A 23,465-nucleotide genomic window follows, 5' to 3' on the forward strand; every position below is an offset into this window, starting at 1 on the left:
CGTAACTACTTCACAGAGAGACGATTACAAGGAAAGCCAACATGCGGGTTCCGTTTTTTATAAAACTTTTACTTCCAATTTTGCTGCTAATGGGCTTGATGGCCAGTCCTGTTATTTCAGCGTTGTAGTTGCTGTGGATTCATCAAATAGAAAAACAGCCACCTTTTAGGTGGCTGTTTTTTTGCCTTCCGTTTGTGTTAAGACTGGCTTTCGAGGGAATTTACGTTGTCCAACGGATAGACGGATACCGCAATTTTAAAGGCTGCAGGGACGAAATAGAATGAAAGTAACGTGGTCAGTAAAGTACCGCCTGCGATGGCAATAGCAAAGGGAGGCCAGAATCCGCCACCTGCCAATATCAGTGGTAAAAAGCCCCCAATCGTGGTGATTGTGGTTGAGGTAATATGGCGACCACAGCTACTCACTGCATCAACAATCGCGTCTTTCTCACCTTGTTTAGCTGCTGGGCTCGCTTTCAGTTCGGCCAATATGACAATCGCTGCATTGATGGCCAGTCCAACAAGACCCAGTAAACCAATGATCACGGTGAAGCCGAACGGGTAGCCAAAAAACCAGACAGAAAGTAGGCCCAAGCCAGCGGCTTGTGCTCCTACCAGAAAAATAATGCCACTGAGCCTGAATGAGTTAAACGATACGACGACGACCGCTACCAACAAGGTGATAACGATGGTTAGGTTCGCCATGAGCTGGTTGACCGATTCATTACGCTCAGCGGATTCGCCACCAAATTCAATACGGTAGCTCGGTGGCAGTTGAATATTTGCCTGCTCAAGTTTTAAGTTAAATGCATTAAGTGCAGTTTGAGGCAATACGCCCGCCATCAAGTATCCTTCAATGACATTGACCCGCTCACCATCTCGACGTGGAATAGCGCCACGACTTGGTTCGACGCTTAGCTCTGCAATGGCGGTCAGGGGCAAGTCCATTTGGCCGCTTGCTTGTGCCAGTGGAAATCGAATCTGGCTAAGTTCAGACAAACTGGTTCGCGACTCATCATCCACTCTGACTCTCACGGGAATAGATTCTGTTTCCTCAATTACACTGCCTTGAACAATGCCAGACATGGAGGCATTGAGTAAGTTTGCGATATCGTTCAATGACATGCCTGTAAGCTGGCTAGCCTCTTCATTCACATTGATTGAAACTTTTGGTACACCCGGCTGCATGGTTTCACGAGTGTTGATGACATCAGGTGTTTGTGCCATCAGCAAACGGATTTCTTCACTGATCTCACGGAGTTTATCAAGGTTGGGTCCGTATACGCGTACCTCTAGCGGCGCGTTAAACGGGGGGCCTTGTTCAAGCTTCCTGACTAATATTTGAGCATGAGGCAGAGCGCGAGATAACTGATCTTGTAACTCAGGAATCATGACATTGGCGGCTGCAAAATCCTTGGCTTTCACCATGGCCTGAGCGAAATTTGGCGCACCACGTTGTCTGCCCATCATGTTGTAATAGAACGAGGGGAAGTTTGTGCCGACCACCCAACCGACGCTTTCAACGTTTTCATTCTTCGCCATGATTCGGTCAATTTCTTGTGTTGTTTCAAGCGTTGCTGTCATGCTGGCTTGGGGCGCAAGATAGACTTGGATCTCGAACATATCTCGGTCTGACGGCGGAAAAAACTGTTCTGTGAGTTGGCCTGCCGCCCAAAAACCCGAGGCCGGTACAACGAATACCAGTGGAATGGCAATCAAAGGGAAGCGTACGGCACCACGTACTGACGCACGAAACATCGCGCTAACTCTCGGCAATGAAATGCCCGCGTGGTACCAACGTGTGCTGGTATCTCCGGATGGAAGCCATCGCGCTGCAAAAGCGGAAACAATCAATTGCGATACCATGTATGAGCCGACGAGTGAGAAACTCACCGTAATGGCAATCGCGCCAACAAATTCGCCAGCTGGGCCTGGCATCAAGAAGATCGGTGCAAACGCTAAAATTGTGGTTAAGGTTGACCCGAGCAGCGGCAGCCAAAGGTGTCTAATCGCTCGCAGTGCTGATTCGAGCCTTTTCACTCCTTGTTGTCTGTAGTGCTGAATGGTGTCGACCATCACAATGGCGTTATCTACCATGATCCCGAGTGACACAATCAGACCCGTGACTGACATTTGGTTGATGGGAAGACCAGTAAAACTCATCATCGCTAGCGTAAAGGCTGACGCAATCGGCAGTGACAATGCAACGAGCAGTGCAGAGCGAAACCCTAGCGTAATGAACAGTACAATGAGCACTAATCCAAAGCCTATCAGCAAGCTTTGGACCAAATCGGAAAGACGGGTTTCGGTGTATCGAGCTTGTTTGAATATAGGTTCTAGCGAGATGTTATTCGGCAATTCGGATCGAAAGCGATTGAGCATATTGTCTGCCGCTTGTGTCCAGCGATCGACACGAATATCGCTCTGCATGCGAGCAGAGACAAGAACAGCGGGTGTACCATCTATTACGGCTATTTGAGACGGCGGAGAAGCGGCAGCTCTTTCGACCGATGCGATATCTTCAAGCCGCACAAGAAAGCCACTGTCATCAATCGCAACGGGCACTCGCTTAACTCGGTCAACAGAATCAAGCGCCCCTGCTACTTCTAGTTGAAAACGATTGTCCTTGCTGTGGAGCTCACCGGCGGCGTTCTTTGCATCAGCGCCAGAGATAGCGTTCGATAGGCTCAGTGCTGATTGCCCCAATGCACTAGAGGCAGCGACATCAAGCGTAACCAGAATTTCTTCATCAGGCAGGCCATGTACATCAACAAAGTCGGTGTCGGATAGGTTTCGCCATCGTTTAGCGAGCTCGCTGGCATAGCGGCCGAGGATTAATGGATCAGGATTGCTGTCACCTTGCCATTGCAGAGACACGATATAGGTAAAGGCATTGGAATGATCGTTGTCAAACTGTGGTTCCAGCGCACCTTGAGGTAGCTGTGGCGAGGCATCGCCGAGTTTGTCACGGATCTTTGACCAAACAGGTTCGGTATCAATGATATCGTCATTAAGCTCTACCGTGATAACAGAAATCCCCGGTTTAGATTGAGACTCGATCAGGTTGATTTCATCTAGGCCACGCAGAGATTTTTCAATTTCTTCAGTGACGAGTGCTTCGACTCGTTCTGCACTAGCGCCAAGATAAGGGGTGCTGATGGTTGCCCATCGATTGATGAGTGCTGGATCTTCGGCGCGGGGCAAGGTTGATAGCGCAGAGAGTCCTGAAACCAAAAGCAGAACCGTCATTAGAACGATCAAACGCGTATTTGTAAGCAGCTTTTCCATCATCATTGCTCCGCTGCAACGTTAACCTGTTGGCCGGAAACAATGCGATGGACGCCTTCGGTAACCACTAATTCACCGTCACCAATGGCGCCTGACACATAGGCATTGCTGTCGTCAGCATAAAGCACTTGCACCGAACGGCGTGAAATGTGGTGCTCGCCGTTATCATCTACCTCGGCAGCATAAATGTTCCACATACCACGTAATCCGTCGGTTATCCCAGTGATGGGCATCCAAAAGCCTTCGTTAGGCGTGTGGTGATCGTATTGAAGATAAGCCAGTTCGCCATTTAATGCGGACGTTTGTTCAGGCAGCAGGAACCTGAGGGTGACGGTGCGCGAGCGCATGTCGATGTCTGCGCCTGGGTTCATTAACTGAGCTGGGTATTGGTCGTCGCGAACGCGAATGATGGGATTAGTCATTCGATTGATGTCAGCTAACGCAGTAACAGGAACACCGATTTGTGCTTCTTTTTGTGAATCAGCCAATAGCGTCAGCGTTGGAGCACCAACATTAACAACATCGCCATGAGAAACGAATCGTTGGCTGATTTTTCCATTATAAGGAGCATATATGGTGGATTTTTCTTTGCGCAGTTCCGTCGAAGCCAATGAGGCATCAAGCTGACGGACATTCGCCCGAAGTGCGTCACGTTGGCTGGTCAACGAATCAATTTCTGCGTCGGCACTAAAGCCTTTCTTCTTTAGTTGGCGTTGGCGCTGAAGGTTGTTTTGAATGAGGTCAAGTTGGGCATCGAGTTGTTCTAACTGCGCAGATAACTGCTGTGTTTCGGTATCCAATAATTGGGTATCTAACGCGATTAATGGGTCGCCTTTTTTGACTGCATCACCCACATCGACCATCAGTGCATTCACTTTTCCGCCAAGTTCAAACCCGAGTTTGGCGTTTTGCCCTGCCTGCACTGTGCCGACAAATTCGCGATTCAAGGAATAGCCGGGAGACATTTCGACAACAAGCGCTGTAACCATCGGAATATTCGTTGCGTTTGTCTCGGGCTCAGCGTTGCTTTCACTGCCACAAGCTGACAATAACGAGAGCGAAGAGACCAAAGCAAACGTGGGGGCAAACCTATGCATGGCGAAATACTCAATGTCCGTTTAATATTAGACTAGACTGTCCAGTCCACTTTGATTAAAAATAGAGCAATCAAACTGGACTGTCTAGTTTGATTAGGCAATAATTTTAAGAAGTTTCATTCAAGGAACATCAATGACAACGCATTTGACTCAGCGAAAAGAGCGAAAGAGAAAGCAGATCCTAAGTGCCGCGATTGAGCTCTTTTCTAAGCAAGGGTATGGCATTTCTATGGATGCGATCGCTGAGCATGCTCAAGTGAGCAAGCAAACGGTATATGCGCATTTTTCTAGCAAAGATCAGCTTTTTGAAACCTGCATTATCGAGAAATGCATGAAATCAGGTTTGAACTGGGATTTGATGAGCGATGAGCGTTCAGCAAGTGATGTGTTGAATGAATATGGATGGCTTTTTCAAAACATGTTGCTGGGTGATGAAGCACGTAACACGTTTCAGAATACGATTCGTCAATCAGATACACATCCTGAAATTGCCAAAATCTTTCTAGAGCAAGGGCCGAAGCGAAATATCATTTTGCTGAGTGACTATTTCGGTAAATTGGTTGCCAATGGGCATCTTCCTCATTGTGAAGATACAGAAGCTGCAGCCATGCAACTTCTACTGATGTTACATGGTCGCTCTGTCTATTGGGGATTTTTTGGCTTCGATGCTGGCGAGGACGAGGACACTCGTCGTACTTATGTCCGTAAAAGCGTGGACGTTTTTCTTCGTGGCTATGGGTATGTATCACCAGAGAAATAGCGCCTGAGGGATTACCCGCTCACCATCAACGATTTGTACTCATCAAACGCAAACTGATCGGTCATCCCACTGATATAATCTTGCAGTAATCGGCAGCGAAGATAAAACTCCCAAAGGTCGGGATCGATTGGGGCGACAGCCTCTTTGCGCGCCAATGTGTAAGCAGCAACATGCTTACGCGATAGTTTGTTAAACAATCGACGTTCGACGGGGTAATAGCGTCCTTCACCTTCTACAATTTTTTGAAAATCTTCCAGTGGCAGGTCAAGCAAGGGACGATATTGATCGAGCAATCCGCCAATGATCTTATACCCCTGCAATTCCAACGTTTCGACTTCTTGGTCGTTAAAGACGTGGTTAATGGCCACTTGCTTGAACGTTTTGGCGATAGCATGAAATTGGCTGTCATCTTCAATCAGCGCACGGTTGAACTCTCCCGTGAATACGGTTTCGATATGGTCGATAAACTGATTTGCGGCATGGTTAACCAGCGGATGCACCATAACGACACGTAACTTGATGAAAAATTTGTGGGTTTTACTGATTTCGTCAACTTGCGCTTCGTCGTAAACGCGATTCAATAAGTCATTGAATGTTTGATTGCTTTTTATCGGGCGATTGTCGGGTTCGATGCCTTCATAGGTGCGTTTAAGGTGCTCAGTCAGTGCTTCTAGCGACAAAATCCGCTTTTCGACCGCATCTTCTAAATCCGCTAAGCAATAAGAAATATCATCTGCTGCTTCCATGATGTAGCTAAGAGGATGACGACAGTATTTCGCCATATCTAGCGTTGTCATCATGTCCTCAACATAGCTGGCTTCTGTTGCGTAGTAACCGACCTTTTTGGTGAGGTAGCTTTTGTCGCTCGGAACATCGTGTTTGTTTTCTGTCGCTGGGCGCGTGTACTTCAGTACGGCAGCGGCTTGGCTGTATGTGAGGTTGAAACGGTGCAGGGAGTGAACCAATCGAATGGCTTGTGCGTTGCCGTCAAAGTGACAAAGTTCATGCGTGAGAGGCCTAATTGACTCGGTTGGCAGGGAATCGGTTAAATTCACCATTGGCTTGAGCTGAGTGAGGTGCTGTTCAAACCAGCGGTTGATAGCATCTTCACCACAGTGCCCGAATGGAGGGTTGCCCATATCGTGCATTAAACAGGCCATTTCGACCAATGATTCGATGGCACGATCGAGGCCGTTTAGACCATATTGCTGTTTTTGATCGTCACTTAACTTATCGTAAATAGTGTGGACGATAAAACGACCGACTTGTTGCACTTCTAATGAGTGTGTAAGACGACTGCGCACGGCGGAATTTCGTTCCAAGGGGAAGACTTGGGTCTTTTGCTGCAAGCGCCGTATTGGCGCAGAATTGATGATGCGTCCCCGATCACTTTCTAAGGCTCGTTGAAGATGACTTCCAAATGGATGTGGTCGAGCGGAACTGACTTTCTTGCTGAAATCGATCGCGGACATCAAGGCTTCCTGACACTAAGAAACGTTATTTCATCACCTTAGCCGTGGAAAGGCCGAATGTATACATAAGTGTCCGGACATATACCCAAGTAACCTGAAGATGCTCGCTGAATCCTGCATCTTCAGGTTACTTGGGTATAAACAATTTATGGGCTAGTTGAAAGCCTGTGTTAGCACGGTGACACCGACCACCAAGCCAATGGTAAAGATGCTAAAGCCAAGCATGTACTGGTGTTTTCGATTAGGCGCTGACATTCTAAGACTCCCTGTGGGTATAACCGTTCTTTCAGCAAATACGATGCCAACAATGTATTAGATTTAATTAATTGAATATTAAGTGATTTAGTGTGAGTGGCCATTTTTAATGTCGCCATGTCAGAATGGTGGTTGGTAAAATTCACCACCATTTGGCAAAATTTTTGAGTGAGATAATCATGAGTTTGATTTCAGGTGTTCATCATGTCGCGCTGATCGTCAGCGATATCGAACGTGCTAAAGGGTTTTACATCAATGTGCTGGGATTAAGCCTTCTGGACGAGCACTATCGCGCCGAAAGGGACTCGTGGAAGGTGGATGTCGCTTTGCCTGATGGCAGGCAGCTTGAGCTGTTTTCATTTCCGGGTAGCCCGAAACGACCTTCTTATCCTGAAGCGCAAGGGCTGCGACATTTGGCGTTTCAATGTGTGGATGTTGAACAAGGGGTGAAGCAATTAGAACAGCAGGGCGTCGCTTGTGAGCCTATTCGCATCGACCCGTACACGTCACGTCGTTTTACATTTTTTAACGACCCCGATGGGCTGCCTTTAGAGCTCTACGAAGTTACTGTTGATGAAGTGTAAAATACTAAGTGATCTTTGTCTCACTTATGGTTCGGGCGGGTGAGTGCAAGCTTGGTAATATGTGACTAGTTGATATGCAATGATTGGTTAGGTAATGAAAGAAGTACGCCGTTGGCGGCGATTTGTCTGTAATCCGCGAGTGAAAGGCCAACTGCTTTGGGCCCACAAGTTTTTGCCTCGCGTGAATATTGTGATCACTGATGTTTCGGAGAAAGGCATCGGCTTTGTGTCCGAGTGGAAACTCGATGAAGGACCCTGTGAATTGCGGGTCAATTCAATGCCTATTTTCTTCGTGGTGATTAAACATAAAGGTGAGGCAAAGGTAAAAGGGCGCAAGATGTATCGTTACGGTATCGCATTGCGTCGCAAACTCCACTCGGTGCAAGTTGCGCAGTTTCGTGACGCGAGAAAGGCCGCGTAGCTGCCAAACCTATCGATAGATCCTACCGCCAATACGCACAGATTCAGGAATGGTTTTGACCTTTGATCCCCTTAAATAGAGATTTCCATCCACGCGAAGATCAGGTGGCAGGCTAGTAATGCCAGTGTTCGACAAATAGAGGTTCCCTTGCACATTTAGCCTTCTTGGGAGTGCAGTGATGGGCGTGTCCACCAAACTCAAATCCCCTTTTACTTTTAATCCTGCAGGCAGTACTGCGACTTTTGAACTGGTGAAATTCATATAACCGCCCACGTCTACTTTAGGTACGCGGGTAATTTTTGAATGTGAGGCGTTCAAGTAGCCAGAAACGGTCAGTTCTTTAGGTAGGCGGGTGATCTCACTGCCTTGAATATCAAGAAAACCTTTTACGTCTAGTGGCTCGGGAAGCTCCGTAAACTTGGCATTTTTCAGACGTAAGTTGCCGTAACCATCAATATAGCCATGCAGTTTTATCGTATCAACAAACCCAAGATTTTTCTTATTGGCTATTGCCGTGCTTGGCGCGAAAGCGATAACGAAGACAAAAAGGAAATAGCTGATCACTTTCAATGCAGGCGTCCTCTAGTGCAAATATGTTGTAAAGGTGTCATGACGAACTCTTTGTATTGTATACCTGAATGACGCCTCGATTCAGGTTACTTGGGTATCAGTGACGATCGTCGCGTCGTACAGAAGCAATAACGCTCACTCTATTGGAATGCAGTTAACTACTTGGACGGAGCCAGCGCCACTTCCAATGCATCGAGTAACCGTTGTCCGGTAGGGCCAGTATTTTCAATATATTGCAATCGCACGGGGGCTGATGCTGCCTTGAATGCGGCCTGCTCACGTTTCGTCAGTTTAATGATCCCCATACTGGGCTTGGATTTTTTGATGGCTGCTAACTGCGCGCTGTTGAGTGCCGTTTGCTGTTCAAAGATATAAGGGGTGAGCTCTTCAATCGTTTCATTCAGCATGCGTTTGTGAGCGGGTGATAATGATAAATACCAAGCCTGGTTCGCCAGTACGGACGTGGTGAACTTCTGTTGTCCCGCCCATATCAGATATTCAGTCACTTCATAGAACTTCATCTCTTCAATGGAGAATACTGGGTTAGTTTGCCCACTGACGATGCGAGCTTGTAGAGCGCCATACACTTGTGAATAGGGCATAGGGACGGGCGTTGCGCCTAATAGCTCAAAGGTTTTTATCACTAGCGATGAGTTCATCACTCGCATCGAAAACTCGTTAAAGTCAGTCGGCTTGCGAATGGGCTTATTCGTGGACCATACCATGTCACCTTCAAGGTAGAGTGTCATCAAGCGGAGATCTTTATCAATCAATGCATTTCCCACGATTTCATAAATCGTAGGGTTAGTGGCCAGCACGTCTTTGGTGTGCGCGTCGTTATTGGAATACAGATAAGGGATGGTAAACACCTGCATCTCGGGAATATACGCACCGAGAATGCCTACAGATGCATGGGTCAGTTGAAGCGTGCCGTTGGCGGTGAGGTTCGTTAAATCTTCTGATTCTCCCAGCATGCCATACGAATAGATATCGACTAGAACTTCGCCTTTAGATTTGTCTTCAACTTTTCGCTTAAAGGCTTGTGCGTAGATATCCTGAACGGAGCCTTCTATTTCCTCGAGACCAAAGCGCCACACTTTGGTTGAGCTTTCCGCGGCAAAGGCAGAGCAAATTGATAGCGATGCCAAAAGTACCGACATGGAGAGTGTTTTCAGATACCAATTTCTCGTCGTCATGTTTGCGTGTCCTTCGCGTTGGCGTATGCCGATGAATAAATCTTCCCTACTTAATGTGATAACCCAAAACGCATGTTGTCATCAGTGTAGTCAATGAGACATTGAGGGAATAAAAGCGTGTTGATGTCTGAATTTTGAATGTTATGAGGTGATTAATTGCGTCATACCTTTGAAATGATGTAGCAAATGTGAACAAAAAACGCGCACAGCGCTTGGAGCGAGGAGTGAAAGTTAACCATGATGGGTTTGGGATATTTCACGGCAAGAATAAAGTGGAAATCCTCTGTATCTTATTATCGAATAAGGAAATTCATCATGCACAAAACCATCATGAAAAAAACCATGGTTTACTCAGCGGTAGCTCTGAGTGTCGCGATCGCACTGCCTGCGTGGGCAGTCGATTGTAATGTTCTCCCAACGTGGGATACGAATGACGTATACAACGGTGGCACGCAGGTGACTCATCAAGGGGATGCGTATAAGGCCAAGTGGTGGACAACTGGAAAGAATCCAGCCGAAAACTCTGGCCCGTGGGAAGAGTGGGAAGCATTAGGTCAATGTACCACCACGGGTAACGCTATCCCTGTCGTTTCTGTTACCTCCCCACTTAATAATGCCCAATTTACAGACGGTGACACCATTTCTCTATCAGCTACCGCATCAGATACTGATGGCGCAGTGGCTGACGTTGAATTTTTCGCAAACGGATCAAGCGTTGGTGTGGCAAATGTTGCACCGTACACCTTGGAGTGGCTAGCCACAGAAGGGCAGTACACCATTAAAGCTGTCGTAACAGACAATGAAGGCGCAAGCAGTGAGCAGAGCGTGCAAGTCAGCGTTGTCCCTGCTGACTTTGGTTTCCCTCCAACGGCGCAATTGACCAATCCTACTAGCTCGTCACAGCTCAAAGTCGGTGACAACGTATTGCTGCAAGCGACTGCAACAGATGCTGATGGCCCGATCGCGAGTGTGGATTTTTATGTCGACAACAAAATAGTGGGTACCGACGACACTGAACCTTACGAATTGAACTGGCCTGCGGTAGAAGGCAGCCATACGTTTAACGCCAGAGCGACAGATCAAGATGGTCTTTCTGCTTGGGCGGGTGAAGTGACAGTGAGTGTTGCTGGTGAGGCAGTCGGTGGCGGCTGTGCTGGTGTGCCAACGTACAAAGCGGGTACCTCTTACGCTGCTGGCGCTATCGTACAAAATGGTAACTACAAATATCAGTGCGATGTGTCAGGTTGGTGTTCATCTGATGCCGCATGGGCTTACGAGCCGAAAAATGGTCAGTACTGGACGGATGCATGGACGGAGTTGGGCATTTGCGCCATCGTTCCTACCGTCACATTTACTGCGCCATCCAACAACGCCACGGTGCTTGCCGGTGAATCGCTGGTAGTGTCGGCTGATGCAACTGATGCTGACGGAAGCGTTGAAGGCGTTGAGTTCTTTGCTGCAGGGCAAAGCATTGGTGTAGATACGACTTCGCCTTACAGCGTGAATTGGTCAGCTCAAGGTATGGATGAAGTTAGCTTAAGTGCAGTAGCCACCGACAACGAAGGTAACACTGGTACAGCAGGTGTGTTGATCAATGTCAGCGATCAACCTTTGGTAGCGAGCCTAACTTCTCCTTCAGCAGGCAGTTCTTATGGCTTGGGTAAAGTGGTTTCACTCTCGGCAGAAGCCAGTGCACTTAGCGGCAGCGTCACGAAAGTCGACTTCCTTGTTGATGGTTTGGTTGTTGCAACGGATTCCAGTGCGCCATACAGCGCAAACTGGACACCTGGTGGTGTGGGCAGCTTTACTGTGTCTGCGTTAGCAACAGACAGCAGCGGCTTAACAGCAGCAACTCAGGGTGCGACAGTGAAAGTGTTTGAGCAATCAGCAGTGAAACATAAGTTGATTGGCTACTGGCATAACTTTGTGAATGGAGCAGGCTGTCCGTTGAAACTCAGCGAGATGTCAGAAGCGTGGGATATCATTGATATCGCATTTGCAGAGAACGATCGCAACAGCAACGGTACTGTGCATTTCAACCTTTATAACGGTGATATTCGCAGCACCTGTGCACCGTTAGATCCGCAAGTCTTTAAGCAAGAAATGGCCGCGTTGCAGGCGAAAGGCAAAGTGTTTGTTCTTTCTTTGGGCGGTGCAGAAGGCACCATCACACTTAACACTGATGCTGACGAAGCGGCGTTTGTTTCGAGCTTGACTGACATCATTAAAGAGTGGGGATTTGATGGGCTGGATATTGACTTAGAAAGTGGATCTAACCTGGTTCATGGCTCTCAAATTCAGGCAAGACTGCCACGTGCATTGAAACAAATCGAAGCCAACATGGGCGGAGATATGTACCTGACAATGGCTCCTGAACATCCATATGTTCAAGGTGGTATGGTGGCGTATACCGGTATTTGGGGCGCTTACATTCCATTGATTGATGCGCTGCGCGATACGCTCGATTTGCTGCATGTTCAACTGTACAACAATGGTGGTTTGCCTAACCCGTATCTTTCAGGTGCTGCACCAGAAGGGTCTGTGGACATGATGGTAGCGCAATCTAAGATGTTGGTAGAAGGGTTTGAATTGGCAAACGGTACGCAGTTTATGCCGCTTCGCGATGACCAAGTGGCAATTGGTTTACCGTCTGGGCCTAGTTCTGCAAACTCCGGCCAAGCACCAACACGTAACATTCTTGATGCGTTAGATTGTTTAACCAAAGGCACGGGCTGTGGCACGGTTGTTCCTGCATTTAACTATCCGAATTTTGGTGGTGTGATGACATGGTCAATTAACTGGGATCAGCATGATGGTTATAACTTCTCTGGCCCTGTTGGTGACAAGCTAAAAGCGATGAATACAGGTCAGTAACACTCAGATGACATTCAACCTACTTTACGCGTAACCGTGTAAAGTGATGACAAAAGTCGGTAACCCTAGGTTGCCGACTTTTTCTTTTTTCAACATACCGCTTTGTCTCGTAACCATGACGTTAGCGTCGGTTTATCCTTCATATACTCTGCGTTAGGTCACCAGAGATACATAAAGTGATGAATCACGTTGTGGGAAACAAAACATTCAGAGGGCTTTCTTACCTCTTTTCTCAACTGCCAAAGTCTGAGAAGTGGTTGCATGTGATAACCATGACATGGGTGATATATCAAATTGTCACGGCATTTGGCATGCATGTTCAAGGCGACACCTCCCACACTCAGATTACCTCAGTTGATGAATTACACATGTATGGTGGACTTGGCCTGATGTTTGTCGGCCTAATATTTTTCATTGTGGTTATCCATCGTCGTCGTTTGACCGATCTTTACCCGTGGGCATTTGGAAAATTTGGCGCAATTCAGCAAGATGTCAGAGCTTTGCTTAGATGGCATTTGCCCGAACCGCAACACGGAGGGTTAGCCGCGACAGTAGAAGGTCTTGGATTGTTAGCACTGTTTCTGGCGATTTTCACTGGCGCATGGTGGTTTGTTTTGTTTGCTAAAGGCAGTGCGCTTGCTCCTGATTTTCTATCGTTTCATAAAACCGCGGTGGGCGCGATTGAAGTCTATGTCTACGGGCATGGCATTTTTGCTCTGCTGCATTTGGCCACTTGGTGGCGTCGCTAAGACGTTGTCAGCTGTTTCTCTTCCCGCCTTTTTGTTTTCGATTCCTTTCAAAGCCTCGGATGCGTTCCGCGTCAGTTGACTAACACGTCAATGGATAGCATTCAGCTAAAAACAATATGCAAATAAGTGTCTATAATTTCGTCAAAGCGAATATTTACCAAAAATAATATTCACCTTGCAAATAATAGAGGCGCGCTCGATGAAAACATGGAAGGAACAGGAAGTTGCTGAATTTGCTGTCGCAGTGATTTCGAAACGGTCTATTGCTGGTGTTGGTGCTGAGTATGAGAAATCAGGCAAGGGCAATGATTGGCAACACTGTGTGAAACTCAACCTCGAAGGCTTCAGTGATGCACGAGTCTTGAGCCTCGACCATATCTGGCAGGATATGTTTGAGAACAGAAAAACAGAGTTTTCGGGCGAGGTGCTGGCAACCGAAATGATTGAAAGCAGTGGTGAAGCTGTGCAGCTAAAAACCCCTTATGAAGTTGAAATTCGTGTGAGTTACTAACACAAAGCCTTTGGGCTCCAGTCTTGCACCTTAGCGGCATCGTGATAGATGGTTGCGTGGTTAAGGTGCATGATTTGACTTATTAAGTACATGACTTTGGGTCAGCAAGCTGCTGTTAGTATACTGCGCCACCACTCAAGACCTCACAATCACGCCATGCCATCGATGCCGCTTCGTTTTTAGGTTCTTCCAACACCGTAAAACTGACTCTCCTATATCGGACTTGATGTGAATTCCTCCTTGCTCGTCAAGAGTTTTAAAAGCGCGTTTAAAACAAAATGATATATACCCAAGTAACCTGAAGATGCAGGATTCAGCGAGCTGTACTGACGTTATGATCAAGGCGTCACTTTGCCGATGTAGTGAGCTCCAACAAAAAGGGACAACACCGAGCATGGCGTCAGTAAACTCGCCCGAAGGGAGGCCCTCAGAGCGTCCACTTCATCGTTAAATTCCTGTGAAATAGAATGACTATTCCTACAAGAATTTGCCTTGAATTGAACACTCTGATGGCCTCTGAAATCGAACATCTTCAGATTACTTGGGTATAGATCTCAGTTAACATGTACGAGAGTTAATTTGTCGCGTTGTTGCGTTTTTTGGCTCGTGGCTAGAGCGTTGGGCTGAACTCGGCGACTTGCGCTCAAAGCGCAGCCCCTTCATGCCAATCCCAACTATATTGAGCTGACACTGATATACCCAAGTAACCTGAATTCGCTATTTTCAGGTTGCTTGGGTATATAAGACCAGAGCATGATTTGGTGAACGGACGCTCTTTAATTTATTTTTGGGAAGATAGATGCTCAGATTAACGTTGTTGGGAACGGGAGCTGCAGGAGGCGTTCCGTTGTACGGATGTGAATGTAGCGCATGCAAAAGGGCGAGGGAACAAGCAGCGTTCGAAAGAAAACCTTGTTCGGCCATGCTCGAATGGGGGCGAGGTGGTGTAAAAGAGCGTCTGTTAATTGATGCAGGGATAATGGATCTTCACTCTCGTTTTGCTGCAGGAACCTACCATGGTTTCCTGCTAACTCATTTTCATGTTGATCATGTCCAAGGCTTGTTTCACTTGCGGTGGGGCAATACGTCGCCCATCCCCGTTTGGTGCCCAGATGATCCGCAAGGTTGTGCCGATTTGCTGAAGCATTCGGGATGTTTGGACTTTAAACCGCTATTTCAGCATGGCGAGTCATTCCAAATTAATCGACTAACGATCACCCCACTTGCGATGAAGCATTCACGCCCAACTATGGGGTTTGTGTTCGAATACGGGATTATGAGTGTGGCCTATTTAACCGATACCGATGGGTTACCGGCACAGACGTTAGATTGGCTTATGGAGCGACCTCGTCTTGATGCCATTGTAATGGATTGTTCCTTTCCTCCGGATAGTGACAATGAAAATCACAGTAATCTAGAAACGGCGCGTCAATTGAATGAAAAGCTAAAACCCAAAGAATTTATCATTACTCACCTTAACCATGACCTTGACCGATGGCTGATGGAAAACGGTGTGCCTAGTTGGGTGACAATTGGACGTGATGGATTGGAGATATAGGCGCAATCTTCCTAACATTGGACGGCCGTAATGCGTGACGTGGTATTGCGCCTTTTTATAAGGCGCAATCATGCTGCCGTCGTGTCATTTATATCTAGTTAGCGATGGCTAGTTGGCGACGGTTAGTTAGCGATGGCTAGTTAGAAACTGAACGGTAAAACAGTCGCTCATACGGCTTTCCATCAATGAGTCTTGCCATGCGTGAAACCACAGCGACAAACACCAATGCGAAGATGAGCCTTCCCCAGAAAATGGTGTTGAAATCAGCGCCAATCACAAGCATCAATAACGTGTCTTCAATCAGGCTATGTAAAAGACCAAGCAGAGTGATGGACGTGAAAATGTCTCGCGGAGGAATATGGCCTTTTTTGGCTTCATTGATCAGCAATCCTCCCCCGTAAGAAAGCCCAAGAGTGATGCCTATCAATGTCAGGTTGGTGGCTTCTCGACTAATCCCAAGCAACCGCAAAAACGGACTCAATGCCTTTCCAATTAAGCGCTCAATACCCAATACTTTAAGGAGGTTGAGTACGAAAATAAGCGCAAAAATAATCACGAAAACTATCGCAAGGTTTTGCACCTGATTGATCGCCCAGTCGGTAAGTGAAACTTTGCCGGAACTTGCGGCTTGCCAGATCATGTGTGCAGGATCTTGTAATGACCCCGTTGCTTGATAGATGAGTTTTAAAATCCACGCTAAAAGCAATGCGCCGCCTACGCGACAAAACACTGTCCACCAAATCGATACGCCGGATTTCTTTGCCAATCCCACTTCGATTGGCATGGAATGGGCAAGTAAGATCATGCTGCTTAGAATGGAAGCTTGCGCCACCGTCATTGGTACATCGAAGTTGATGAGTACGACCAATGCCGAGTATATATTAATGAACATTGCAGTCGCCCAAACCAATCCCATTTCGCTTGGTAAGCCGACAAATTGCATGAGTGGGGCAATCAGGTTCGAAAACCAAATAACACCTCCAAATTCCTCAAATATCTTCACTACGATGATGGTGGGGATCATTATTTTATAAAGCGTTGTAGCGACTTTGACGCTGTCTTTAAATGTCTGTGTTAGAAATCCCGTTACGCCGTTCATACTGTCCTTGTTATTGCTTGAGAGGTGAGAGCAAATTGCTTGGGTATGGAGCCAATGCCTCATCCTAACTCACTTTATTTGTTGTGTATTTCCTATGATTGCGTTGATCGAAAAAAGACAGAATGCGGTATTACATTTCACACATACTCAAAAAGAACGAACCATGGAATTGAATAAAGCAGACATCAACGCAATGGACGATCGCTACCGTGCCAAATTCATCAACAGTCTTTCTGGTTTTAAAAGCGCAAACCTTGTTGGTACAACGGATGGCAAAGGCAATCATAACCTTGCCATCGTGAGTTCGGTCTTTCATATCGGCGCAAACCCACCGCTAGTGGGAATGATTAGCCGCCCGCACACGGTGACGCGTGACACCTTGGAAAATATTCAAGCAACAGGTATGTACACCATTAATCAAGTTTCTGCTGATATCTGGAAGCAAGCGCATCAGACGTCAGCGCGTTATCCTGCCGAAGTCTCTGAGTTTACTGAGGCAGGGCTGACACCGGAATATGTAGATGGGGTGGCAGCTCCCTATGTGGCAGAGAGTCGCGTTAAATTTGCATTGGAAGTGCGTGAGGTACAGACCTTGGCAATCAATGGCACTGAGTTGATCATCGGAGAAATTGTTCAGGTGCTGGTGGATGAAAAGGCAATTGCTGGTGATGGCTACATTGATATTGAAGCGCTAGAGACGGTTGCGATTTCAGGGCTGGACAGTTATCACGACACACGCCGTTTAGCTCGGTTAAGTTACGCAAAACCGAACATAAACGTCGAAGAGATTGAGTGAAATTATGAGTTGGATGTCTCGATGCGGGGGTCGTTAGATAGCCCCGCCTTCAGGGACCACAATGGGTAAATCCATACAGCCATAGTCCAATCCAAATTGGCTCAACAGGCAGGTGAGTTGACCACGATGATGGGTTTGGTGGTTGAAGAGGTGCTGACAATATTCCCCAACCAGCTTGGTCAGTCGTTGGCCTTCAGTATTGGTGTAATGAAACGGCTCAGAGGTGACTTCGTCAGTCAAGTGTTCAACCATCTCGCAGATAATGGCATCCAATTGATGTCGGAGCGGGATGAAGCCCGATAGCGTGGTTGCAAATGTGTCATCAACTTTGCGTGAAACCGGAAACCCTGCGAGGGATGTGTCATCGAGCCCACCGACATTATTCGCGGCAAGTCGCTGAAGCATGATCAGATCACCAAACATAATGTGATTCCAGTGATCAAGCGCACTAGGGAAAAACGCGTGTGTATTTTGGTTCAGCTGATCTTCGCTAAGGTGTCCACATATGTCGAGAAGGTTACTGTTAATACGCTGATTGTATCGCGCCATCATTCTCAGGTTGGCTTGTAGTTCCATATTTTACTCCCTGTTCATTTATGCCAACGCTAACGTACTCTGTGGAAAATTTCGCGAATAAATCTTAGCCAACGTCACTTTGTTGAAGATTACGCGAAGCAATTGCCACTCTGACATCGCAAGATCAGTAATCCTTTGATAGGGATAGCGAGAGTGCCCCAAAAAGAAGACCTGATGGCCATTTATCCCAGCATATTACAGAAGCCAAATCCCCACAGGCCAACGGTCGACTACTCTGACCAGAAGAACTTTCATTGAAAAATCGAACGTTCGTGCTATTAATGAATAAGCGCAATACAGAAGAGAGTTATGAGCAAGAGAAAGCAGACCAGAGAACAGATATTGTCGATCGCATTTGAAATGGCGAGTCGGGAAGGGCTTGAGAGTTTAACCATTGGTGAGCTTGCAAAGCGTGTTGGTATGTCAAAAAGTGGGTTGTTTGCTCATTTTAATGCGAGAAGCAATCTTCAAGCTGCAGTGGTGGAATATGCAGGCGAACGATTTGCGGAACGAGTCATTGCACCGTGCCGTGATGCATCACATTCTTCCATCGAGGCCAAAATTCGTCATATGTTGGATAACTGGCTGACTTGGAATGGCTCTTTTCAAGGCAGTTGTATGTTTCTGGATGCATGGCGTGAAAGCCATACTGAAGACGACCCGATGCAGCACGCTCTGGAAGCAACGATTAAAAAGTGGCTGAACTACCTCCATATTCAATTCGAAAGAGGCATTGAACTGGAAGAGTTTGAGCAAAGCCTTGATTGTTGGCAAACCGTTTACGAATTGTATGGCCTGTATTTGAGTAGCCATTTGTTCAGAACATTGGGACTTGAAGCTGATGGCGGTCAAAAGTTTTGGACCGGCATTGACGAGCTGTTTACGAGAGTGCGGGCAAAAAAGTAATCACTCTGTTTGTGACGACGCAATTTGAAAAAACACTACTGATTGTTGATGCAATTAGAACATTCGTTGTGTTCGTTATTTTGCCTTTAAAAAGCACGACCGTACTATTTAATGAGTCATTTTATCGTACTGAGCCCAGTTTTTTGGGGCTTGGTTTAATAAAAAAGGGATAGCAACATGAGTAGCAAAATATACTTTGGGAAAAACAAACGATTCAGCTTTCGACGCAGCGCGCTGAGTGTTGGGTCTCGACTTCACCATCGTATTGCGCCAAACCATGCGCTCAAAACGGCGCGTCGTATTTTCCTCACTCCGGCCAAAGGGAAAGAGAACAATCCAACGCCAAATGACATGCTGATCGAGGCATTGGATACCGCTGAAGGGAAAATGATGACGTATAAGCTCGGCAGCGGACCTACATGGGTGCTGACTCATGGCTGGTCAGGGTCGGCGAACCAGTTCTTCCCGTTGATGGAATATATCGCTGAGGCAGGCTATACCGCTTTAGCTTATGACCATCCAGGTCATGGAAGAAGCGAAGGAAAAGAAGGGAGCATTCCCGCATTTTTGAGCGCGCTGGATGGAATCTTAAATCAACAAAAACAAGTGGAAGGGGTTATAGCACACTCAATGGGTGGGGCGACGTTGCTCGAAAGTGAACATCAAGCATTAAAAGGAAAGCCCGTCATTTTGGTTGCGCCAGTTTTAAAATATTGGGAAAACTTGTTTGGTACGGTAGAAGCTTCTGGTTATTCGATGAAGCTGTTTCATGCAGTGGTGGCAGACGTCGGCAAGCGATATAACACGACCATTGAGAGCATTGATCCGTTTGAAAAGCTCGGTAAACGTCAATCACCCGTCACGATTGTTCATGATAAAGGAGACAAGTTCGCGCCATTTTCTGTGTCTGAACTGGCAACAGAATTTGCTCATGTTTCTTTGGTGGCAACCGAAGGGTTAGGGCATGGGCGGGTGCTAAAAAGTGATCCGTTGAAACAAGCGTTTGCGCAAATTATTAGGCAATCTTAATTCCCTTTTACTGTTGATGAATGTGTTATGATTTGGCATGAATTTGACTCATTCGCTAAGGTTATCCGTTGAAAAAAATTGCTGTTTTTGTTGATGTGCAAAACGTGTACTACACAACTCGACAAGCCTATGGTCGTCAGTTTAACTATCGCTTGTTGTGGAAGAACCTTGCACATATGGGCGAGGTCGTATCAGCGACGGCTTACGCGATTCGACGAGATGATGATCAGCAAATTAAATTCCAAGACGCACTCCGTCACATCGGATTTGATGTGAAATTAAAGCCGTTTATTCAACGCAGTGATGGCAGCAGTAAAGGCGACTGGGATGTTGGGATCGCGATTGATGTGATTGAAACGGCACCGAACGTTGATATGGTTGTGCTGTTGTCCGGTGATGGCGATTTTGCATTGTTGATGGATCGCGTTCGTGAAGGCTACGGCAAAGAAGCTGTTGTGTTTGGTGTGCCTTCATTAACGGCAAATGCTTTGGTTAACAGCGTTGATCGTTTCATTCCAATTGAAGACGATATGCTGCTCTAACAGACACTGGTAAGCGCCACTAAGAGCATGAGATTTAACCTACATCGAGGTTTTTTGCGACCAAGTGGCGTTTTAGAAGCAGTAGGTCTGGTTCCGTTTCCACGCCAGATTGAAGCGTAAACCCCAGCCGGAAAAGAAGCGCTAAACTGCGTATATTCTCAGGGAGGGTAATCGCAACAATCTGGTGAAGCCCCAGTGCATTTTCAGCCAATTCTATTACTGCTTCTGCAGACTCATAGGCGTAGCCTTTCCCCTCGTATTCTGGGAAAAACCCAAACCCCAGGTCGATGTCATCTAGAGTGTCTCTTTTGATCAACCCGCAGATACCGATAGGCAACTGACTCTGTTTTTCTTCAACCGCAAATAATCCCATGTAAGGCTGTGCATACATAGGGATCAGCGTGGCTCGAAGATAAACCGCAGCATCAATATCACTTCGGATGTTCTTATCGCCGACAAAGCGCAAAAATCCTTCGGTGTTATATAAGCGATTGATAAACGCCGTGTCATTTTCATTGAAGCACCTGAGATGTAAACGTGGCGTCTCTAATCGGGTATCAGGCATCGATCTTCCTTGACGAAAAAACGCCCATCAATGCGGGCGTTTATAATTATAGCTGTATATACCCAAGCAGCCTTAAGATGCTCGATTTCAGAGGCCATCAGAGTGTTCAATTCGAGGCAAATTCTTGTAGGAATAGTCATTCTATTTCACAGGAATTTGACGATGAAGTGGACGCTCTGAGGGCCTCCCTTCGGGCGAGTTTACTGACGCCAGGCTCGGTGTTGTCCCTTTTTTGATGGAGCTCACTACATCGGCAAAGGGACGCCTTGATCATAACGTCAGTCAAGCTCGCTGAATCCTGCATCTTCAGGTTACTTGGGTATAAAGGCAAGGTAATTGATTACTCGCAACTTTTAAAACGAAACAAGATAGGAGTGGCTGGATTCATCAAGGTTGATGACCAAGGTTTGCTCAGATTCACTACTGCTCATTGGCACCCATCTGGCGTATAACTGCTCCCAATTGCCATTTACTTCGATATCGACGTCTGTGGTTAAGTCTGGGTAAATGGTTGTGATTCGCGACAGTGGGTCAACATCAACATCGCCGTTGGCGTGAATGTAATCTGCTTGCGAGAAAATGTGCAGCGCACCGGACGTCGAACCGCTGTAATTGACGCTCAATTGAATGGTTTGCCCTATACAGAATTTAAACGCACGCGCGGCCACAATATCATCGGTATTGGTTAGTGTCGTTGCTTCTGCAGATGGCGACGAAGATGTTACGTCGCTTCCACCGGTATTGCCGGTATCTGCAGCACTGCCAGTGGTTCCACCTGATGCGTCACCACCACCGCCTCCTCCACATGCAGTTAGAATCAGCGGCAGGGCAATCAAATTCAACCTTTTCAATATCATGTTCATTGTATTATTCCTCGTCTGCCAGTGGGGCAATGACTTTGTTGGATGTTGCCGCTTCATACCATGCCGTGTTGGTTTCGCCACTGCTTGTTACCCAATCAGCAAACGTGGTGAAGGCATGGCTGATGTCGGTGTTTTCCAAAGGGTGGCTCCATTCATCACGAATGTTGATTGACCACGGCATGTTGTTTTCTGTCAGGAAGTATTCTGAACCGCCGGAGTTGTCATCATGGACATTGAAGAACGCATTGTTCATGTCGCTGGTGCCGTCGAATTGTTTCAGGTGTAACTGCCAACTGATACCAGGGGGGGACGCGGCGAAGTCACCGTGATAAATGCCGTCTGACGCAAAAATGAAGGGGTCGTAAGGCGGGTAGCCAACCAGAGCACGCGCGACAGGGGTTGTCAGCTCAACATTGAGTTGGAAGTCGAGACGACTTAATTGCGAATCGACACAGGCTGTTTGTGTTCGATAGAACGGGCAGCCCTCAGTAAGAACGCCAAGCGTTTCTAAATCATCACGCAGGTTTTCAGACACGATCAGCACGGTTTCGCCAGAGTTAGCTTGCTGAATGGTGTGCGCCACGTCGACACCATTACGAGTCAGCGATACTGAAGCGATATTGGTCGGGTCAACGTTTGGTAAGTGCAAGGCAAAGCCATTCGAATAACCCGCGCCCATCGCCTGCAATGAGTAATCGGCTGTAATGCTTTTTAGCTCACGCTGACCATTCATCTGTTCGGTGATTCGATAGCGCCACACGACATCATTGAAGTCGTAGTCACCTTTGAACGGCCAATTATCCTCATAGGCTAACGTCGCGTACCCATCCGCACTTGGGTAGACAGAGGTGACGGTGATATCGGGATTATTCTGCTGAGTGAGCACTTCATATTTTGAGTCGGTTGAACCGTCAGGGTTTACACCATCAATCGCCTGAAAAGGCGTGATCTCAACGGTAAATATCAAGTCGTTAAAATCGTTGTCACCTTGAGGGCGTTTGATGTCTTCAAATGCAAGAACCAAAAAGTCGTTTTGGGTATCAATAAATGCCACGTTGTGTCTGCGCCACTCAGAGGTACTTTCTGGATTCAAGGAAGGGTAGCTATAGAAGGGAGTGCCAAATTTCCCGAGATAAGGAACGCTGTTGTAACCCCATCCCCACCCCCAACCATTTGAAATAATAAAGAAACCGAGGGTTTGGCCCGCTGTAAGTTCAACGCTGAGGTCAATGGTGTCACCTTCCGCAAGCTCGCCTTGGCCTGGCTTGGAAGCATTTGGAAAGATAATCATGTGTGTTGGTACGTCGTCTATCGATGCGGGAGGATTATCGGTGTCGTAGACGAAGTAACCCAATACGTTTCGATAGCCCGCACCTTCGTTTAAGAAGGTAACGCGAGCAGACGCGAAGGGTGCGCCACCTAATTCATCGTCAATATCAATACTGGAGTATTTTCCTGAGTCGATAAAATCGCTGTTAACGACGCTGCCTTCAGGGAGCATGGAATAGACGTTGTCTAATGTATCTTGCGGAAGTTGACCTGAAATTGAGTAAACTTCGTTGGGTTTGCCCAGTGCTGAATAATTAGACGTGTCAGAGCCTGATTCGAAACTCAAGTCCTCCGCTGTTAATGCGTAGGTGCAACTGCTGACAATGTAGCTACTCGCAATGAGTGTTTTCTTCCACGACATACCAAACCTCCAATGATAATCCTTTTCAGACAAAGCAAAAACGATGCCGAAATTAAAAATCAATA

The 23,465-nt window shown here is 47.0% G+C and carries 21 protein-coding genes; 11 read left to right on the forward strand and 10 right to left on the reverse strand.

Features of this window, described 5'->3' with window-relative positions:
* Positions 1 to 197: 197 nt before the first annotated feature.
* Together Q365_RS0105605 and Q365_RS0105610 are read right to left on the reverse strand one after the other, a co-directional pair.
* A complete protein-coding gene (locus Q365_RS0105605) occupies positions 198 to 3,287 on the reverse strand; it encodes an efflux RND transporter permease subunit (RefSeq protein ID WP_028022414.1) in 3,090 nt (1,029 codons plus the stop codon).
* Between the two features lie 2 nt (positions 3,288 to 3,289).
* Positions 3,290 to 4,384, reverse strand: coding sequence for an efflux RND transporter periplasmic adaptor subunit (locus Q365_RS0105610; protein WP_028022415.1), 1,095 nt, complete (start codon positions 4,382 to 4,384; stop codon positions 3,290 to 3,292).
* 133 nt (positions 4,385 to 4,517) lie between these two features.
* Here Q365_RS0105610 and Q365_RS0105615 point away from each other — a divergent pair, with 133 nt between their 5' ends.
* Positions 4,518 to 5,144 (forward strand): TetR/AcrR family transcriptional regulator, encoded by a 627-nt coding sequence (locus Q365_RS0105615; RefSeq protein WP_035024559.1) that lies wholly within the window; start codon positions 4,518 to 4,520, stop codon positions 5,142 to 5,144.
* Positions 5,145 to 5,155: 11 nt separating this feature from the next.
* Here Q365_RS0105615 and dgt read toward each other — a convergent pair whose 3' ends face one another.
* Entirely contained in the window at positions 5,156 to 6,616 is a 1,461-nt protein-coding gene (gene dgt / locus Q365_RS0105620) for a dGTPase (RefSeq protein ID WP_028022417.1), read from the reverse strand.
* 440 nt (positions 6,617 to 7,056) lie between these two features.
* On the opposite strand from dgt, the gene gloA2 reads away from it, so the two are divergent.
* Both gloA2 and Q365_RS0105635 read left to right on the forward strand, forming a co-directional pair.
* Positions 7,057 to 7,455: an SMU1112c/YaeR family gloxylase I-like metalloprotein gene (gene gloA2 / locus Q365_RS0105630; RefSeq protein WP_211254242.1), complete on the forward strand. Its 399-nt coding sequence runs from the start codon at positions 7,057 to 7,059 to the stop codon at positions 7,453 to 7,455.
* Between the two features lie 94 nt (positions 7,456 to 7,549).
* Positions 7,550 to 7,876 carry a hypothetical protein gene (locus tag Q365_RS0105635; RefSeq protein ID WP_028022419.1) on the forward strand — a complete coding sequence of 109 codons (327 nt, stop codon included), beginning with the start codon at positions 7,550 to 7,552 and terminating at the stop codon, positions 7,874 to 7,876.
* Between the two features lie 9 nt (positions 7,877 to 7,885).
* Here the strand turns inward: Q365_RS0105635 and Q365_RS0105640 are convergent, their stop codons facing one another.
* Positions 7,886 to 8,440 carry a leucine-rich repeat domain-containing protein gene (locus Q365_RS0105640; protein WP_245621513.1) on the reverse strand — a complete coding sequence of 185 codons (555 nt, stop codon included), beginning with the start codon at positions 8,438 to 8,440 and terminating at the stop codon, positions 7,886 to 7,888.
* Between the two features lie 164 nt (positions 8,441 to 8,604).
* Positions 8,605 to 9,642 (reverse strand): TRAP transporter substrate-binding protein DctP, encoded by a 1,038-nt coding sequence (dctP, locus tag Q365_RS0105645; RefSeq protein ID WP_028022421.1) that lies wholly within the window; start codon positions 9,640 to 9,642, stop codon positions 8,605 to 8,607.
* Positions 9,643 to 9,972: 330 nt separating this feature from the next.
* On the opposite strand from dctP, the gene Q365_RS0105650 reads away from it, so the two are divergent.
* The 4 genes from Q365_RS0105650 (at position 9,973) to phnP (ending at position 15,334) form a co-directional block, all read left to right on the forward strand.
* Positions 9,973 to 12,516 (forward strand): Ig-like domain-containing protein, encoded by a 2,544-nt coding sequence (locus tag Q365_RS0105650; RefSeq protein WP_028022422.1) that lies wholly within the window; start codon positions 9,973 to 9,975, stop codon positions 12,514 to 12,516.
* A 191-nt stretch (positions 12,517 to 12,707) separates the two neighbouring features.
* Entirely contained in the window at positions 12,708 to 13,265 is a 558-nt protein-coding gene (locus Q365_RS0105655) for a hypothetical protein (protein WP_245621501.1), read from the forward strand.
* Between the two features lie 199 nt (positions 13,266 to 13,464).
* On the forward strand, positions 13,465 to 13,776 hold the full coding sequence (locus tag Q365_RS0105660) for a hypothetical protein (RefSeq protein ID WP_028022424.1): 312 nt from the start codon (positions 13,465 to 13,467) through the stop codon (positions 13,774 to 13,776).
* Between the two features lie 799 nt (positions 13,777 to 14,575).
* A complete protein-coding gene (gene phnP / locus Q365_RS0105665) occupies positions 14,576 to 15,334 on the forward strand; it encodes a phosphonate metabolism protein PhnP (protein WP_028022425.1) in 759 nt (252 codons plus the stop codon).
* Between the two features lie 136 nt (positions 15,335 to 15,470).
* Here the strand turns inward: phnP and Q365_RS0105670 are convergent, their stop codons facing one another.
* The gene (locus tag Q365_RS0105670; RefSeq protein ID WP_028022426.1) at positions 15,471 to 16,433 is read right to left on the reverse strand and encodes a hypothetical protein; all 963 of its coding nucleotides are present in this window, start codon (positions 16,431 to 16,433) and stop codon (positions 15,471 to 15,473) included.
* Positions 16,434 to 16,596: 163 nt separating this feature from the next.
* Here Q365_RS0105670 and Q365_RS0105675 point away from each other — a divergent pair, with 163 nt between their 5' ends.
* Complete coding sequence (locus tag Q365_RS0105675; protein WP_028022427.1) at positions 16,597 to 17,229, forward strand: flavin reductase family protein; 633 nt, start codon at positions 16,597 to 16,599, stop codon at positions 17,227 to 17,229.
* A 33-nt stretch (positions 17,230 to 17,262) separates the two neighbouring features.
* Here the strand turns inward: Q365_RS0105675 and Q365_RS0105680 are convergent, their stop codons facing one another.
* Entirely contained in the window at positions 17,263 to 17,805 is a 543-nt protein-coding gene (locus tag Q365_RS0105680) for a DinB family protein (RefSeq protein ID WP_028022428.1), read from the reverse strand.
* Positions 17,806 to 18,114: 309 nt separating this feature from the next.
* On the opposite strand from Q365_RS0105680, the gene Q365_RS0105685 reads away from it, so the two are divergent.
* From Q365_RS0105685 to Q365_RS0105695, 3 genes are all read left to right on the forward strand, one after another.
* The gene (locus Q365_RS0105685; RefSeq protein ID WP_028022429.1) at positions 18,115 to 18,711 is read left to right on the forward strand and encodes a TetR/AcrR family transcriptional regulator; all 597 of its coding nucleotides are present in this window, start codon (positions 18,115 to 18,117) and stop codon (positions 18,709 to 18,711) included.
* Between the two features lie 177 nt (positions 18,712 to 18,888).
* Entirely contained in the window at positions 18,889 to 19,740 is an 852-nt protein-coding gene (locus Q365_RS0105690) for an alpha/beta hydrolase (RefSeq protein WP_028022430.1), read from the forward strand.
* Positions 19,741 to 19,808: 68 nt separating this feature from the next.
* Entirely contained in the window at positions 19,809 to 20,282 is a 474-nt protein-coding gene (locus Q365_RS0105695) for an NYN domain-containing protein (RefSeq protein WP_028022431.1), read from the forward strand.
* 34 nt (positions 20,283 to 20,316) lie between these two features.
* Here the strand turns inward: Q365_RS0105695 and Q365_RS0105700 are convergent, their stop codons facing one another.
* The 3 genes from Q365_RS0105700 to Q365_RS0105710 all read right to left on the reverse strand — a co-directional run bounded on the left by Q365_RS0105700 (position 20,317) and on the right by Q365_RS0105710 (position 23,400).
* On the reverse strand, positions 20,317 to 20,847 hold the full coding sequence (locus Q365_RS0105700; RefSeq protein ID WP_028022432.1) for a GNAT family N-acetyltransferase: 531 nt from the start codon (positions 20,845 to 20,847) through the stop codon (positions 20,317 to 20,319).
* A gap of 353 nt (positions 20,848 to 21,200) precedes the next feature.
* On the reverse strand, positions 21,201 to 21,710 hold the full coding sequence (locus Q365_RS0105705; RefSeq protein ID WP_028022433.1) for a hypothetical protein: 510 nt from the start codon (positions 21,708 to 21,710) through the stop codon (positions 21,201 to 21,203).
* A 4-nt stretch (positions 21,711 to 21,714) separates the two neighbouring features.
* The gene (locus tag Q365_RS0105710) at positions 21,715 to 23,400 is read right to left on the reverse strand and encodes an LruC domain-containing protein (protein WP_028022434.1); all 1,686 of its coding nucleotides are present in this window, start codon (positions 23,398 to 23,400) and stop codon (positions 21,715 to 21,717) included.
* Positions 23,401 to 23,465: the final 65 nt, after the last annotated feature.

It is taken from the genome of Enterovibrio calviensis DSM 14347 (assembly GCF_000621165.1).
In the GTDB taxonomy this organism is placed as follows: Bacteria; Pseudomonadota; Gammaproteobacteria; order Enterobacterales; family Vibrionaceae; genus Enterovibrio; species Enterovibrio calviensis.